At 71.6% G+C, this 15,224-nt stretch carries 16 protein-coding genes; 9 read left to right on the forward strand and 7 right to left on the reverse strand.

Features of this window, described 5'->3' with window-relative positions; translation table 11 throughout:
- The first annotated feature begins 364 nt into the window (after positions 1–364).
- Positions 365–583 carry an SDR family NAD(P)-dependent oxidoreductase gene (locus HZS54_RS01170; protein WP_179920150.1) on the forward strand — a complete coding sequence of 73 codons (219 nt, stop codon included), beginning with the start codon at positions 365–367 and terminating at the stop codon, positions 581–583.
- Here the strand turns inward: HZS54_RS01170 and HZS54_RS01175 are convergent.
- Complete coding sequence (locus tag HZS54_RS01175; RefSeq protein ID WP_179920151.1) at positions 529–1,206, reverse strand: RNA 2'-phosphotransferase; 678 nt, start codon at positions 1,204–1,206, stop codon at positions 529–531. The genes HZS54_RS01170 and HZS54_RS01175 overlap by 55 nt on opposite strands.
- A gap of 152 nt (positions 1,207–1,358) precedes the next feature.
- On the opposite strand from HZS54_RS01175, the gene HZS54_RS01180 reads away from it, so the two are divergent.
- Entirely contained in the window at positions 1,359–1,529 is a 171-nt protein-coding gene (locus HZS54_RS01180; protein ID WP_006883006.1) for a DUF5786 family protein, read from the forward strand.
- A gap of 74 nt (positions 1,530–1,603) precedes the next feature.
- Here the strand turns inward: HZS54_RS01180 and HZS54_RS01185 are convergent, their stop codons facing one another.
- Entirely contained in the window at positions 1,604–1,942 is a 339-nt protein-coding gene (locus tag HZS54_RS01185) for a DMT family transporter (RefSeq protein ID WP_179920152.1), read from the reverse strand.
- A 101-nt stretch (positions 1,943–2,043) separates the two neighbouring features.
- On the opposite strand from HZS54_RS01185, the gene HZS54_RS01190 reads away from it, so the two are divergent.
- Positions 2,044–2,862, forward strand: coding sequence for a TrmB family transcriptional regulator (locus HZS54_RS01190; RefSeq protein ID WP_179920153.1), 819 nt, complete (start codon positions 2,044–2,046; stop codon positions 2,860–2,862).
- An 80-nt stretch (positions 2,863–2,942) separates the two neighbouring features.
- A complete protein-coding gene (locus HZS54_RS01195) occupies positions 2,943–3,680 on the forward strand; it encodes a GNAT family N-acetyltransferase (RefSeq protein WP_179920154.1) in 738 nt (245 codons plus the stop codon).
- Positions 3,681–3,707: 27 nt separating this feature from the next.
- On the opposite strand, the gene HZS54_RS01200 is transcribed toward HZS54_RS01195, so the two are convergent.
- On the reverse strand, positions 3,708–4,160 hold the full coding sequence (locus HZS54_RS01200) for a hypothetical protein (protein ID WP_179920155.1): 453 nt from the start codon (positions 4,158–4,160) through the stop codon (positions 3,708–3,710).
- A 136-nt stretch (positions 4,161–4,296) separates the two neighbouring features.
- On the opposite strand from HZS54_RS01200, the gene HZS54_RS01205 reads away from it, so the two are divergent.
- Both HZS54_RS01205 and HZS54_RS01210 read left to right on the forward strand, forming a co-directional pair.
- Positions 4,297–4,653: a hypothetical protein gene (locus HZS54_RS01205; protein ID WP_179920156.1), complete on the forward strand. Its 357-nt coding sequence runs from the start codon at positions 4,297–4,299 to the stop codon at positions 4,651–4,653.
- A gap of 16 nt (positions 4,654–4,669) precedes the next feature.
- A complete protein-coding gene (locus tag HZS54_RS01210) occupies positions 4,670–6,568 on the forward strand; it encodes a hypothetical protein (RefSeq protein WP_179920157.1) in 1,899 nt (632 codons plus the stop codon).
- Positions 6,569–6,667: 99 nt separating this feature from the next.
- Here the strand turns inward: HZS54_RS01210 and nadC are convergent, their stop codons facing one another.
- From nadC to nadA, 3 genes are read right to left on the reverse strand one after another with little or no spacing between them, the layout of a single operon-like run.
- The gene (gene nadC, locus HZS54_RS01215) at positions 6,668–7,504 is read right to left on the reverse strand and encodes a carboxylating nicotinate-nucleotide diphosphorylase (protein WP_179920158.1); all 837 of its coding nucleotides are present in this window, start codon (positions 7,502–7,504) and stop codon (positions 6,668–6,670) included.
- An 18-nt stretch (positions 7,505–7,522) separates the two neighbouring features.
- Positions 7,523–9,088, reverse strand: coding sequence for an L-aspartate oxidase (locus HZS54_RS01220; RefSeq protein WP_179920159.1), 1,566 nt, complete (start codon positions 9,086–9,088; stop codon positions 7,523–7,525).
- A gap of 2 nt (positions 9,089–9,090) precedes the next feature.
- Positions 9,091–10,224, reverse strand: coding sequence for a quinolinate synthase NadA (gene nadA, locus HZS54_RS01225; protein WP_179920160.1), 1,134 nt, complete (start codon positions 10,222–10,224; stop codon positions 9,091–9,093).
- Positions 10,225–10,591: 367 nt separating this feature from the next.
- Between nadA and HZS54_RS01230 the strand changes: the two genes are divergently transcribed.
- Positions 10,592–12,742 (forward strand): WD40 repeat domain-containing protein, encoded by a 2,151-nt coding sequence (locus HZS54_RS01230; protein WP_179920161.1) that lies wholly within the window; start codon positions 10,592–10,594, stop codon positions 12,740–12,742.
- Between the two features lie 94 nt (positions 12,743–12,836).
- Positions 12,837–13,502, forward strand: coding sequence for a DUF6498-containing protein (locus HZS54_RS01235; protein WP_179920162.1), 666 nt, complete (start codon positions 12,837–12,839; stop codon positions 13,500–13,502).
- Between the two features lie 128 nt (positions 13,503–13,630).
- Here HZS54_RS01235 and HZS54_RS01240 read toward each other — a convergent pair whose 3' ends face one another.
- Positions 13,631–13,876 carry a ferredoxin gene (locus HZS54_RS01240; protein WP_179920163.1) on the reverse strand — a complete coding sequence of 82 codons (246 nt, stop codon included), beginning with the start codon at positions 13,874–13,876 and terminating at the stop codon, positions 13,631–13,633.
- 105 nt (positions 13,877–13,981) lie between these two features.
- On the opposite strand from HZS54_RS01240, the gene HZS54_RS01245 reads away from it, so the two are divergent.
- Positions 13,982–14,914: a phosphotransferase family protein gene (locus HZS54_RS01245; protein WP_179920164.1), complete on the forward strand. Its 933-nt coding sequence runs from the start codon at positions 13,982–13,984 to the stop codon at positions 14,912–14,914.
- The last annotated feature ends 310 nt before the right edge of the window (positions 14,915–15,224 follow it).

Here is a 15,224-nt window from a genome sequence, read left to right on the forward strand (position 1 = left end):
CATACGGCATGGGGGAGCCGGACCGCCGCGTCGATCAGGACAGTGTTGCTGGTTCCCGGCGACGGGGTCCGCGTCGGTTCGAGCGGAACCGATAGCGAGACGCGCTGACCTTCTGTGACGGGCGCACGATCCCGCTTCGAGGGGTCGGACCGGGGTTCCCCTCCACGGAACGCGAGGGGATGATTCCAACATGGTTGGAATATATTGGCCGCCGAAACGCACCGCAGGTTCGCCCCGAACGGTAGTGTCGCGCCGTTCTACCCGCGATCGGCCCGTCCAACAGTAGTGGATCGCTGTGACGTGACACTGTACCGGCGCCAGCCGGACGGACATACCCATGTCGGTCGGGGCGGAACGGCGAGTCATGGGAACGACCGACTTCGACTTCGCGGGCGGGACGGTCCTGGTCACCGGCGGGGGTTCCGGCATCGGGCGGGCGCTCGCGCCGGCGTTCGCCGACGCCGACGCGGCCGTCGTCGTCGCCGACAGATGCGAGCGGCCGCGGGACGACGACGCGGCGGCCCCGACTCACTCGGCGTCGAGGACCGAGAGGTACTCGGGCGGGACGCGCTCCGTGGTGTAGGTCGCCCGGCCGCGACGGGTGATCTCGCGGCTCTCGGCGGTCATCCGGGCGGCGTCGACTTCGAACACGACCGGCTCGGCGGCGTGGCGAGCGCCGACGCGCCGGGCTTCCGCGATCGTCCCGGAGAGGTGGACCAGCTGGCGCGACATCGGCCGGAGTCCCTCCTCACGGATCGCGTCGGCGTTCCCGGGCGCGGTACCGTGATAGAGGGTGTCCGGGACCGGGCCGTCTCCCGATTCCAGATCCACGTCGACCGAGTGGCCGTAGGCCGCGCGGACGCGGTCGTCCGCCTCCTCAACGCGTGGACTGCCGCCCGCTCGGGACCCGCCGGTGCGTTCGAATCGGCCGTTCGGGTCGGTCGCGACGACGGCGGCGACGGCCTCGCGGTCGGCCCAGTCGTACTGTCGTTCGGCGGCGGCGACCAGGTCGCCGACGGCGGTCCAGCCCGCGTCGTCGAGCGCCAGGCCGGCGTCGTCGGGGAAGTGCCGCAGCGCCCCCGACAGGAACTTCGAGAGCCGACGGCGGCGCTCGCCGTCGAGGACCGCGCGGCCAGCACCGTCGCAGACGGGGCAGGCGTCGCCCTCGAAGTAGCCGTGGTCGTCGCAGGCGAGAACGTCGGTCATCGGACGCCGGTTGGTCGCTCGACGGGAAAACGCGTTCGACGGCGGCCGGCGAACGTCGGGTCGAACGACCCCCTCGTGGGGGCCGCTGGCACGCCTCACTGGCGCTCGCGACCGCACGGTTTTTCACTCCGATTCCACTAGGTGGCGCTACAATGGGCTTCGGGAGCTACGACGAATCCGAACAGGAGAACCAGAGCGGGGACGCCGACTACGACGAGGACGACGCCGTCAACGTCCACGAACACGACCACGAAGGGGAAGTCTCCGTCGAGGGCGCCGACGAGGCCGACGAGCTCGTCGACCGCCTGCAGGACATGAAGTAAGGACGGGACGCCGACCCCATCCGTCCGCGCGGAGCGCTCCGGTCGACCCCGCCGCGCCCGCACCCCGCGCCCGGTCAGTGCGCTGGAGCGTAGGCGTCCGAGAGCGCGTTCAACACGGCGACGCCGGCGACGACGAGGGCCATCCCGACGACTCCGGCCGCGTCGAGATTTTCTTCGAAGACGACCACGCCGACCAGCGCCGTCGCCACGATGCCGACGCCGGCCCACGTCGCGTAGACCAGTCCGACGGGCAGTTCTTCGAGCGTCAGCCCGAGCAGGTAGAAGGATCCGACGTAGCCGGCGACGACGACGGCGGTCGGGAGCGGGTTCGAGAACCCCTCGCTGGCCTTCAGCGCGGTCGTCCCGGTCACCTCCGCGGCGATGGCGAGCGCGAGCGTCAGGTACGGTCGCATGGGCGAGGCGACCCGCGCGACCGGCAAAGCGGTTGTCGAACCCGCCGCCACTTCCTGTCCGTTCCCGAGTACTTTAGGCGCACGGGCGCCCACCGCCGGGTATGTCGGACCTGGGGGAGCTGGGGCTGTCGAGCTACGAGGAGAAGGTCTACCGGAGCCTGCTGTCGCTCGGGTCGGCGACCGCCCAGGAGGTCTCCGAGGCCAGCGGCGTCCCGATGGGCCGGATCTACGACGTGTTGAACGGCCTCGACGCCCGCGACGTGGTCCGCAGCCAGTCGACCGAGCCGACGCGCTACGCCGCGGTCGACCCCGAGACGGCGGTCGACCGCCTGCTCGCCGAGCGCCGGCGGGAGCTGGACGCCCGCGAGGCCCGTTACGAGGAGATCGCCGACGAGGTCGGGCCGGAACTGGCTGCGACCAAACCGGCCGAGAGCCGCTTCTGGACGGCACCGCTGGGCAGCGACGCCGCCGTCTCGCTGGAGCGGGACCTCTTCGCGTCGGCGGGCGAGACGGTCCGGTCGGCGATGAGCTACCCCTACGCCGCGGCGCCGTGGGAGCGCTACGAACCCGAAATCGACCCGTTCTACGAGACGGTCGACCCCGTGGTCGACGTGCGGATGCTCGGCCACGCGGCGATGCTCGACGCGGCGCCGCCCGAGGCCGTCGAGCGGGTGGCCGACGCGCCCGCGAACGTCTCCGTGCGCGTCACGACCGACCTGGAGACGACCTTCGACGCGGTCGACGGCAACGAGGTGACCTTCCACGTCCCGCACCCGACCGAGCGCGGCGAGCGCCTCGGCGTGATCCACGTCCGCGACGAGTCGATGGCCGGGCGGCTGGTCGAGGTGTTCGACCGCGCGTGGGAGGCGGCGACGCCGCTGTCGACCGTGGTCGAGGACGAGGTCCCTGCCGAGGAGTGACACGGGATCGCGGCGGGGTCGTCGGGCGGCTGGCGCGCCGTCCCCCACCTACTTGATGCTGGGTCGACTAGTTCGGGATGATGTCGGTTCCGGACGAGATCGACCTCTCGGGGGGCCGCAAGCGCGTCTACCGGTTCGTCGAGCGCCACGGCCCGGTCGAGCCCAGCGCGGTCGCCGAGACCGTCGGCGTCGACCCCGAGTCCTTCCAGCACCACCTCTCGATCCTCAAGCGCGACGACCTCGTCGAGGTCGACGCCGACGGGCGACTACAGGCCCGCCTCCAGTCCGGCGAGGCCGAGGAGTTCGAGGAGGCGGGGGTCGCCTACACGGTCCGCCCCGCGCGGCCGGCGGACTTCTCGGGCGTCGTCGGCGTCATCCGCGAGGTCACCGAGGGCGGGCGGTACATCACCGCCGAGACTGTCGCCGAGGAGATCGCCTACGAGGAGACGCTCGCGCGGCGCACGCCGACGGAGTGTCGCGTCGTCTTCGTCGCGACCGTCGCCGAGGAGGTCGTCGGCTGGTGTCACGTCCGCGGCCAGGAGCAGGCCAAACTCCGCGGCACCGCCGAGTGTACCGTCGGCGTCCTGGCGGGCTATCGCCGCCACGGCATCGGCAGCCACCTCCTCCGGCGCGGCGTCGAGTGGGCCGCCTCGCGGGGCTGTCGGAAGGTGTACAACAGCCTCCCCGCGACGAACGGCGCCGCCATCGACTTCCTCGAACGCAACGGCTGGCGGATCGAGGCCGTCCGCGAGGACCACTACGATATCGACGGCGAACTCGTCGACGAGGTGATGCTCGCCCGCCGGCTCGACGAGTGAGGGCGCCCCGGGAGCGGTCGCCGCCGCTCAGTCGTCCCACTCGTCGCTCGACCAAGCGTCCTCGCCGTCCTCGACGGACGACTCGCCGGCCCGCGGGAGGACTCGCGAGAGGACGACGTACTCCGCCATCGCCAGCGCGAGCGCGGCCGCGACCGGCAGGAGGGGGCTCTCGAAGACGAACAGCAGCGCCAATACGACGACGCCGGCTCCAGACAGCGCGTAGCCCGCGGCGCCGGGGTGGAAGCTCCGCGCGAGGTTCTGGTGGGCGTCGCGGACGTAGCCCTCGTCGGCCCGGCGGATGGTGTAGGGCACCGTGTAGAAGATGCCGACGCCCGAGAGCGCGCCGACGAGGACGCCCACGGCGATCCGGTCGAACAGGAGGGCGGTCACGGACGCGAGCACCCCGAAGGTGACGACGCCGGCGGCGCCGCCGACCAGTCCGGGCGATATCGGGACCTCGTCCATCGTCGCGTCTGACATGTGTGCGCGGTCGTGTCGATAGAGGATAAACGGTGGGGAAGCGAGCACGAGTCGGCGAGACGGTGGTGAGCGGTCCACCGATCACTTTCACGCCGGTCGGGCGACGTTTAAGTCGACGCCGCGTGATTCTCGGCCGATGTCATCTTGGATCCGAGTCACGTTCGACCCCGGGAAGCGACCGCTCGACGCGGTCGAGCGGCAGCTCCGGGCGGCGCTCGACGACCCGGAGACGGAGCGGCGGGACGGGACGCTGGTCTGGAAGGCCCGGGAGCGAGTCGACGCCGAGGCCCTGACCGACCTGGGCGTCGCGGCGGAGCGCGTGCTGGTGATCGATGCCAACGACACGGCGATGGCCGGGAGCGGAACGCTCTACGAGTTCGTCGACGGGGCCTACGTGCCCGTCGACGCGATGGCCGGCGCCGAGGGGTACGTCGGCCGCGACGCGGTCGGCTACGTCCAGCGCGAGCACGGCTTCGTGGGTGCCGCACGATGACGGGGCGACGGGGGCGATGACCGACCCGCTGGTCGCGTTCGCCCGTCGGTTCGGCGCGCCGGCCGACCGCGAGGACGCGGCGGAACTCGTCGAAGCCGTCGGCGGGGGCGAAGCGCCGACGGACGGATTCGCCGACGCGCTGGAGGCGACGGTCGCGGACCTCGACGCCGAAGACGAGGACCACCGGCGAGCCGCCGCACGGACGCTCTACGAGGTAGCGGGCGTCGCACCGGGTCCGGTCCGCGAGCGCGGCGTCGAGTTCGTCGACGCGCTCGACGACCCCGCGGCGCGACCGTACGTCGCGGGCGCGCTCACGACCGCGCTCGGAGGCCGCGGGCCCGTCGAGTCGCTGGTCGAGGACCTCCGCCCGGCGGTGCGGGAGTCCCCGCCGTCCCCCGCGGCGGTCCGCTATCTCTCGTGGATCGCCAAGCGCTGGAGCCGGGACGCGGCGGCCGCCGAGTCGGCGGTCGCGGCGGCGCTGACCGCCGACGACCCGGTGGTCCGCGAACACGCGACCCGCTTTTTCGCGGTCGCCTGGGAACATCACGTCGCGGGGCGCGAGGCCGCCCCCGCGCTCCTGGACCGCACCGAAGACGAGAATCCGACGACACGGGCGAACGCGCTGACTGCGGTGGGTCACCGTGTCTTCGAGTACCGCGAGGCCGACGAGACGCCGCTGGTCGACCCGGCCGCGGTCGTCGCGGCGGCCGCCGACCACCTCGACGAGGGGGAGCGCGTACGGTTCAATGCGGTCGCCGTCCTGGCGGAGTCGGAACACCACGTCGAGGGCGACGGAGAGCGCTACTGGCCGGACTACGTCGATAACGACCTCGCCTCCCGGGTCGTCGGCAGACTAGTCGAGTGCCTCGACGGCGAATCCGAGGCGCTGGAGCGACTGAGCGGGCGCGCGCTCGCCGACGCCGCCCGCGGCTCGCCCGAGGCGCTCGCCGACCACGCCGACGCGCTCGTCGGCTACGCCTGGGTCGACGACCGGCCGGCGCAGGGGTGGATCAGGCGAGCTGTCCGGCGGGCGTCGGACGCGCGGCCCGCCGCGTTCGTCCCGCACGCGGACGCGTTCGTCGAACGGGTCCGCAACGACCCGGACCGGGACGCGATCACCGTCGTCGGGAACGTCGCCGCCGCTGACCTCGACGTAGTGGCCGAGGCGGTCGACCCGCTCGTCGATCGGTTCACCGCGCCGGTCCGCCCCTCGGACCGACGGCCGGTCGGGCAGGCGCTCGCGTCGTTCTACCGTGCCGACCCGGACTCGGTCCCCGACTGGGTCGGGCCGCTCGCGGCGGCCACCGAGGCCGAGGACCGCGAGCGTCGTCGGCTCGCACGGCGCAACCCCCTCCAGGCCGTCGCCGAGACCGATCCCGACGCGGCGGCGACCGTCCTCGCCACCGCCTGTTCGCGCCTGGACGAGCCCGGGGCGGTCAGCCAGACGGCCGTCCTCTCCGGCGTCGGCGACGTCGACCGCCGGGCGGTCGAACCGGCCGTCGGCTCGCTGGTGGCCCTGGTGCGCGACGGCGACGCCGGCGTCGCTGGCCACGCCGTTCAGTCGTTACACGGCCTCGTCCGACTCGACGGCGCCCGCGACCTGCTCGAACCGGCCCGCGACCCTGTCGACCGACGCCGCGAGGAGTTCGAGGGGCGGACCCGCGACCGCGCGGACGACGTCGTCGCGGCCGTCGACGACCCCGACGAACCCGACGACGCTGGCGACGGCGGCTCCGGGAACGGCGCCGACATCGGTCCCGACGGTGACCGGGCGGACGGCGAGGACGCTGGCGGAGCGGTCGGTGAGGACGATAGCGCGGGCGACGGGAGCGGGGGAACAGCTGCCGACGGGCGCGACGACGAGCACCCGACCGACGACGAACAGCGGACGCTACGGGACTGGCTCCCGTTCTGACGGCCGTGCCCGAGTACTCGCGTCGACATCGGGGAACCGCGAGCCGATCGGCCGGGCGCGTTTCGGCGCCGGATCCCTCCGCCGATCGGCCGGGCGCGGTCATCCGGTCCGGAAGGAGAGGTCGAGCGTCGACGCGGAGTGGGTCAGACTCCCCATCGAGATCACGTCGACGCCGGTCGCGGCGTAGTCGGGGACGGTCTCGACGGTGATGCCGCCGGAGGCCTCCGCGAGTACCTCGCGACCCAGGTCTTCGGCGGCCGCTCGCAACAGCTCGACCGCCTCTGCGGTGGTCTCGGGGCCCATGTTGTCCAGCAGGACGATGTCGGCGCCGGCCTCGGCGGCGCGGGGCGCCTGCTCGACGGTCTCGACCTCGACCTCGATCTTCGTCGCGAACGACGCCCGTTCGCGGAAGTGCTCGACAGCCGGTTCGAGGCCCATCTCGGCGACGTGGTTGTCCTTGACCATCACCATGTGCGACAGGTCGAGGCGATGGGTGTCGCCGCCGCCGGCCACCACGGCTCGCTTCTCGATCCCACGCAGGCCGGGCGTGGTCTTGCGGGTGCCGGCGACGCGGACCTCGTGGCCGTCGGGGGCACCCTCGTCTGCGGCCTCGACGGCTCGCCGCGTCTTCGTCGCGATCCCGGAGGCGTGGCCGGTGATGTTGACGGCCACCCGCTCGCCCCGGAGTACGTCGCGAGCCGAGCCGTCGACTTCCAGAACGGCATCGCCGGCGTCGATCCGGTCGCCGGCCGCGGCGCTGCCGACGACGGTCACGCCGAGGTACTCGAAGACGGCGCGGGCGGCCTCGATCCCGGCGACGACGCCGCTTTCCTTGGCGACCAGTCGGCCGGTCGTCTCGCCGGGGACCTGATTCGTCACGTCGTGGTGGCCCACGTCCTCGCGGAGCCACCCTTCTATCTTGGAGTCGGGGATCATGTCGGGTCGAACGCTCCGTCAGTCTGCCCGCGTGGTCGCGGGTTCCTCGACGAGGTTGTGCGTTCCCACCGACTCCCCGTTCTCGGCGGCGGCGCGGGTCACGAGCAGCGCCGTCACGGAGGCGTGGCGGAGTTCGTACAGCGACCGCGCCGTGCGCGTGCGGACGTAGGCGTCGACTTCTCCCTTGAGTCGGCGGAGGACCGCCTGGGCGCGACCCAGGTCGTCGGGACTCCGGCGGAGGCCGACGTACTCGTCCATCGTGCGGCGCAGGCGGTGGAACTTCTCGCGGGCGAAGTTGTCCGGAAGGGCGGGGTCCCGATCTAGCAACTCGGGCGCCTCGACGACCTCGGGGTCGAGGCCGGACGCGTCCTCGCCGGCGCGGAGCCCCCAGACGAGCCCCTCCAGCAGCGAGGTCGACGCCAGCCGGTTGGCGCCGTGGACGCCCGTCCGGGAGCACTCGCCGACGGCGTACAGCCGATCCAGCGAGGCCCGACCGCGGGTGTCCACGTCGACGCCGCCACAGAGGAAGTGCTCGGCGGGACCGACGGGGATACCCGATTCCCAGTCGACGCCGCGGGCCTCGCACTTCTCGGCCAGACCCGGAAACTCCCCCGCGAAATCGAGGGGGGACACGTCCAGGCGGACCTCGCCGGTGGTGTCGATCTCCGTCTGGACGGCGCGGGCCACCACGTCCCGAGGCGCGAGTTCGGCGTCCTCGTGGTAGTCGGGCATGAACCGCTCGCCCTCGCCGTCGAGCAGGCGGGCGCCCTCGCCGCGGACGGCCTCGCTGACGAGGAACGGCCCGTCGTCGGGGTCGTCCCCGCCCGGATACACCGTCGGGTGGAACTGCACGTACTCCATGTCCGCCACGTCGGCGCCGGCGAGCGCGGCCATCGCGATCCCGTCGCCGGTCGAGCCGTCGGGGTTGGTCGAGCGCGGATAGAGGTCGCCGATGCCGCCCGTGGCGAGGATCGTCGCCCCCGCGAACGTCGGCGTGACCTCGCCGTCGCGTTCCAGCAGCGCGCCGTTGACCCGGCCCTCGTGGGAGACGAGTTCGAGCGCGGCGGTGTCGTCGCGGACGGTCACGTCGTCGTGTGCGTCGAGATAGTTCAGGAACGGAACGTGGATCGCCTTGCCCGTCGAGGCGTCGACGTGGAGGATCCGGGCTTCGTCGTGAGCGGCCTCGCGTCCGAAGTCGAACGCGTCGCCGTCGGCGTCCGGAGCGTCCGCCTCGGCTCCGCCGTTCGTGTCGAACTCGACGCCGAGCGTGTCGACGAGCACGTCCGAGACGGCGTCGTTGGCCTCGTCGACGAGCACGTCGACGGCCGCCGGATCCGCGGTGTCGGCGCTGGCGGCCAGGATGTCTTCCTTGAACTGGTCGGGGTCGTCCCGGGAGACGGCGATGCCGCCCTGGGCCCACCACGAGGAGGCCCCCTCCGGTCGGGTGGCCTTCGTCGCGACGGTCACGTCCGCGCCCTCGCGAGCGGCGCCGAGCGCCGCCGCGAGTCCGGCGATGCCCGATCCGACCACGAGCACGTCCGTCGTCCGGTAGTCGTCGTAGTCCTCTAGCTCTGTCCCGCTCATATTCAGATCTCCAGCATCCGGTCGAGGGCGACTTGCGCGAGTTCCTTCTCCTCGGGAGCGACCTCGATGACGTTGCGCTCGCGGCCCTCGACCAGTTCCTCCAGCACCCACGTCAGGTAGTTGGGGTCGATCTGGCGCATCGCGTTGCAGTCCATGCAGGCGTCGCCACAGAGCGGCAGCACCTCCACCTCTGGGTGCCACCGGTCGAGGTGCTTGGCGAGGTGGATCTCCGTGCCGATGGCCCAGGCGTCGCCGGGATCGGCGTTCTCGACGGTCTCGCAGATGGTCGACGTGGAGCCGACCACGTCCGCCGCTTCGACCACTTCGCGGCGACACTCGGGGTGGACGACGACGTTCGCGTCCGGACGCCGTTCGCGGAGGTCCTCGATGTGGCTCTCGCTGAAGCGCTCGTGGACCTGGCAGTAGCCGTCCCAGAGGACGATGTCGTTCTGGACGACCTCCTCGGCCGCTTTGCCCTCGGGGTCCCACGGGTCCCACTCGGCGATCTCGTCCTCCATGCCGAGCCGATAGGCCGTGTTCTCGCCGAGGTGCTTGTCGGGGAGAAAGAGGACCTTGTCGCCCTTCTCGAAGGCGTACTCGAAGGCCTTGTGGGCGTTCGAGGAGGTGCAGACGAGCCCGCCCTGCTCGGCGCAGAAGGCCTTCAGGTCGGCGTAGCTATTCATGTAGGTGATCGGGATGATCTCCTCGTCGGGGGCCGCACCCGTGATTTCGGCCCACGCGGCATCGACCTGCAGCGCCTCGGCCATCCCGGCCATCGGACACGAGGCCTCCATGCTCGGGAGGATGACGCTCTGAGCGTCGTCGGTGATGATGTCCGCCGACTCGGCCATGAAGGTGACGCCACCGAAGATCACGTACTCGGCGTCGGCCTCGGCGGCCTCCTTGCTCAGCTGGTAGGAGTCACCGACGAAGTCGGCGTGCTCGACGATCTCCCGGCGCTGGTAGTTGTGACCGAGGATCACCACGTCGTCGCCGAGTTCGGCGAGCGCGCTCTCGATGCGCTCCGTGCGTTCGGCCTCCGCTAAGTCGCGATAGGCCGGCGGCAGCTGTTCTAAGTTGTCGTATTTGAAGAGACTCAGGTCGGTCTCGAACTGCGCTGTTTCCATTTCCGGCACGGGTGATCACTTGGATTGGGTGATTCTATGGACCACCGTATTGAAAAGGTTTTGTCTTCAATACCCCGTTCCGGTAGATCACCGGGGCGATTAGGCCCGATTCGACGGGCTAACGGAGACAGTTCCCCGTATTGTTGGCTCCCGTTCCATGTTACCGAACGCCCGCAGAGTGAGGTCGGGTCCGCCGGGGACCGGCGGCCAGCCAGCGGTGGAGCGCAGGCGGGGACCGCGGTCGGACTCCACTCGCAGGCCCGACCCGGGACTGTTCCCGGCTTCGGACGTGGAACCGTCACCTGTGGGTTCGTCCCTTCCGGCCAGACGTGTCTTTCTATCAATATTTAAGTTTCATCCAGCCGACCGGATGGGTATGTGTGGGCGGTGGTCCGGCCCTTCGGGGGACCGGACGCTCGAACTCACGGTCGACGCATCGCTCGCCCAGCGACTCGACGAACTCGCGGCCGACGACGGGATGGACCCGGCCGACGTCGCGGCCGAAGCCGTCGCGAACGCCACTTGCCCGCTCATGTCACCGCGGGCCATCGGGGCGTTCGGACTGGGAACCCTCGCCGGGGCGGAGGTCCAGCTGGGCGAGGCCAGTGCCGGCACCCGGCTGGAGTCCGTCGCGGAGACGGTCGGGGTCACGCTCCCGGACGCCGCTGGCGGGGCGGTGTTCGCGGACTACGCCGCGGACACCGTCCGGGCGATGGTCCCGGCCGAGGCGAGGGCCGTCGTCGAAGCGGTCGCCGACATCGCCGCGAACGACCGCGACCCCGAGGCGGCCCCCACGCGAGTCACGCCACCGGAGTGGACGGGCGTCGACATGCCCGCCGGCTACAGCCGGGTCGGGCCCCACCGTGTCATCTGGGGCCGGGCCAGCGCGGACCCGTTCGACGCGGACGCGGCGGAGTTCGTGTTCGTCACCGCCGTGCTGCGCCGGACACCGGGGTATCGCTGGCTCGTGCCACACCGCGAGCCCCTGGACGTCGTTCCGACCGACGAACGAGACCACATGGCGACCGTCGCGGACGCCGTGGCTGCGTTCGACGCCGACGAAGCCGACGCCGAGGAGGCGCTGGCAGCCATCGAACCGGTCGAACGGCGGATACTCGGTCCGAGCGGCGCGGACCCGGATAGGCTGTTGCACTACCTCCTCGCCGACCCGGTCTACTACCCGCTCGTCGCCGTCCTCTGGAGCGCCATCGGATACGTACAGCGCGACGGGCCGGCGACCGAACCCGCCAACGAGGGCGACGCCGACCTGCGGATGGCAGACCACCTCCGGGAGGCCAGAGAGGCGGCCGAGGCGGACCTCACCGGCGACGTCCTGGACAGCGTCGCGCTGGCCGGCACGTTCGTGCTCGACGGCGTCCCGCTCTCGGAGGCGACCGTGGACGGCGACGAGCGACTCCTGGAGCCGTGGCTCTCCGGACTGCGACGGTTCGAACGGCTCCGTGGGCCCGAACCCGGTGACGGAGCCGACGCACCCGGCGGTCGCGACCGGAGTCGGGCGAGAGGTCCCGACGACTCCGACCAGTCGCGAACGACCGACGACGAGGAGCCGGCGGCCCGGGCGGGTCGCGTCGCGGTGGCCCGGTTCGACGGGAGCGTGGAGCTGTACGACCCGGAGACGTTCCAGCGCGAGCGGGCGATCGATGCACACTCGGAGCGCGGACCGACGAACGCGGTCGCGTGGCACCCCGACGGCGGCCGTCTGCTGACCGCGGGCTGGGACGCGACGGTCAAACTCTGGGACGCCGACGCCACGGACCCGCTCGTGAGAGCCCACACCGACCTGCCGGGCCAGGAAGTGTACACCGTGGCGTGGCATCCGGCCGGAACGCACTACGCCTTCGGTGGCTGGAGTATCCCCGTACAGGTCCGGCCCGTCGACGGTGAGGAGCCGGTATGGACGTTCGACCACGACGGTGCCGACGTCGCCGCGGTGGCGTTCCACCCACAGGCGACTTTGCTCGCGACCGCCAGCCACGTGACCGACGTCCCGTCGGTCATCCTCTGGGACCTGTCGACCGGCGAGCGGGTGCTGGAACGGTCGGACCCGAGCGTCTCCGGGGCGGCCCCGCTGGCGTGGTCGCCGACGGGCGACAGGCTCGCGATCGGCGGTTCTCAGTCTGTGCAGGTGTTCGACGGCCGACTCGACGAGCACCTCGCGACGCTCGACAGCGACAGCACGGTCGTCGAGGCGCTCGCGTGGACGCCGGACGGGGAGCGTCTCGCCGCCGGTGCGCGGTCGCTGTCGGTCTGGGACGTCTCTCGTCGTACCAGAGACCGGTTTCGGCTCCCTCAGTGGGACACCATCGCCGACAACCCCGGGCTCGCGTGGAACCCCGAGGGGTCCGAACTCGTCACTGCCGGGGTGGACGGCGACCTCCTCCGCTTTCGCCCGTCCGACCGCGAGATGGTGGCAGAGGGGACGGTCCCGCCACGGAGCGGTCCGGGAGACGCCCGGACCGCCCCCGAACTGCAGGACGTCGCCTGGGAGTGGCGCGAACAGCCTTGACAACAGACGCCTGCCCGCAACCTGTCCGGGCCCCGGCCGCGTCGACCCGACGGAGTCCCGAATTGATATGACAGACGAACCGTAATATCAACGCATGCAGACTCCGGGCGATCGCGTGTTCGCTCCCGTCGCCGCGCTCGGCCTCGTGGCCGCGAACCTGGTGCCGCTCGTCGGCGCCGTGCGCTGGGGCTGGCGGGCGCTGGACCTGTTCACGCTCTACTGGATCGAGACCGGGGTCCTCGGCGTCGCGACCGTCCCGAAGCTGTACCTGGCCGCGGACGACTGGGCCGAATTCCGCGACGCGGCGCCGGTCCTGACGGCACACTACGGCGGGTTCTGGGTCGGTCACGGCCTCTTCGTGCTGGTCATCCTCCCGCTGTACCTCGACGAACCCGCGCTGGTCGTCGCCGGGGAGTCGCTCCCGGCAGCTCTCGGTAGGCTGTTACCGTCCCCGGACTGGTCGTCGGACGACTTCGCACTGGCGGTCTGGAGCCTGGTCGCGAGTCACGCGCTGTCGCTCGTCGTGTACGCCGTGGTCCGGCGGGACCACCTGACCGTTTCGCTGCGCGAGCAGTACTTCCAGGCGCTCGGTAACGTTTCCGTCGTCCACGTGACCGTCATCGTCGGCGGGCTGGTCGCGTTCGTCCTCGGGTCACCGATATATCTGCTCGCCGTCCTCGTGGTCCTCAAGACGGGACTCGACCTCGCGACGTTCGCCCGCTCCAACGCCCCCGACGAGGGGGAGAGTGCCGCAGAGTGAACCCGGCTCTCGTACTGTGAGTTCCCCGCCGTCGACGGTCTGCGGTCGCGCCGTTCAGCACGGGAGAGACCCCCCGGACGCGCTCGAACGGGCGAGGGGAGCGGTCGAGTGACCGCGACCGGGTCGTCCTACGGGATCAGTCGTTCGCCGTCGTCGTCGTACACTTCGATGGCGTCGACGGGACAGGAGCGGGCGGCGAACTTCGCGTCGAGTTCCGCGTCCTCGGGGACCTCGCGGACGAACAGGTCCTCGTCGCGTTCCTCGCCGTCGACGAGGACCGCCTTGCCGGCGTCGCTGTCGCGTTCGAAACCGTCCCACTCGGCGACACATTGGAACATCCCGATGCAGGTGTCGCGGTCGTACTCGATGCGCATAGCCGGAGTTGGCGGGCGACCGGCATAGTGATGGTGGGACGACGGAGCGGCGCCGCTTCGAGCGGTGCCCCACCGTTTTTGCGTCGCCGGCTCGCAGTTCGGCTGATGCCCGACGGGTCCCCGACGGAGCGCGACGCTCGCCGCGTGGTCGCCGACGCCGTCCCCGACGAGCGGGTCCGCTCGACCGCTCGCATCGACGGTGGGACGAACACCCTCTATCGCGTCGAGACCGACGCGGGCGAGTACGTGGTCAAGTTCAACACGTTCGTCGGCCCGGAGATCACGGCCGCCGAGGTCGAGGTGACCCGCCTGCTCGCCGACACCGACGTGCCCGTGCCGCAGGTCGTCGACGCCATCCTCGACCCCGCCGAGGGCCCGGCGTACTTCGTCACGACGGCCGTGCCCGGCGACCCGCCGACGGACGTGTCGCCGCCGCTCGCGCGGCGGATGGGACGGGTCCTCCGCGAGTTCTCGACCGTGCCCGGCGTCGCCGCTATCGACGGCTACGGTCGGTTGCGACACGCGCCCGGGGCCACGCCGCCGCTCGCCGGCTCGGCCGACACCTGGCGCGAGTACGTCGACTGGTACGTCGAGATGCTCCTCGCGAAGCCGAGCGACGGGATGGCCGACCTCGTCGACCCCGTCCGCAGCGTCGTCGACGAGACGCTCGACGCGATCCCGCGACGGCCCGCCCCCGCGGTCGTCCCCGACGACTACCGACCGGCGAACCTCCACGTCGCCGACGGCGAGGTCGTGGGCGTGCTGGACCTCGAACGCGCCGCCCGCGGCGACCTGCGACTCGCGCTCGTCAAGAGCGGCTACCTCCTGGCCCGGGAACGCCCCGCCGGCGGAGGCGGTCGTCTCCGCGCGGCGCTGTACGAGGGGTTCGGCGCCGACGTGCCCGACGCGCTCCACCGGTGTTACCGGGCGGTGTCCGTCGCGAGCGAGATCAGGGGATTCGACGTCTGGTGGAACGACGCCGTCGCCGACGAGGCGGCCGCGACCCTCCGCGGGACCGTCGACGAACTCACGGAGTGACGGGGAGTCGGTCGCGTTCGGTTCGATCTACGAACCCACTTTTTTCCGGCGGAGAGCTCCTCGCGCGCCGAAGGCGCGCTGCGGGCGCGTGGCGGCGAAGCCGCCACGTTTTGCGGTCGCGGGCCACCGGCCCGCGACCCATCCTCCGTCTGCGCACGACGCTTTGCGCCGTCTGCTCGCGGGCCTTCGGCCCGCTCGCACGGCCCGTGGGAGCTTCGCTCCCACGCTGTTCGCATGGTCCGAGGGACCTTCGTCCCTCGCTACCGCAAAAACGTGGGGAAAAATGCCGGACGGCTCGGTCGTGGTCCGA

It is taken from the genome of Halosimplex pelagicum (assembly GCF_013415905.1).
GTDB lineage: Archaea > Halobacteriota > Halobacteria > Halobacteriales > Haloarculaceae > Halosimplex > Halosimplex pelagicum.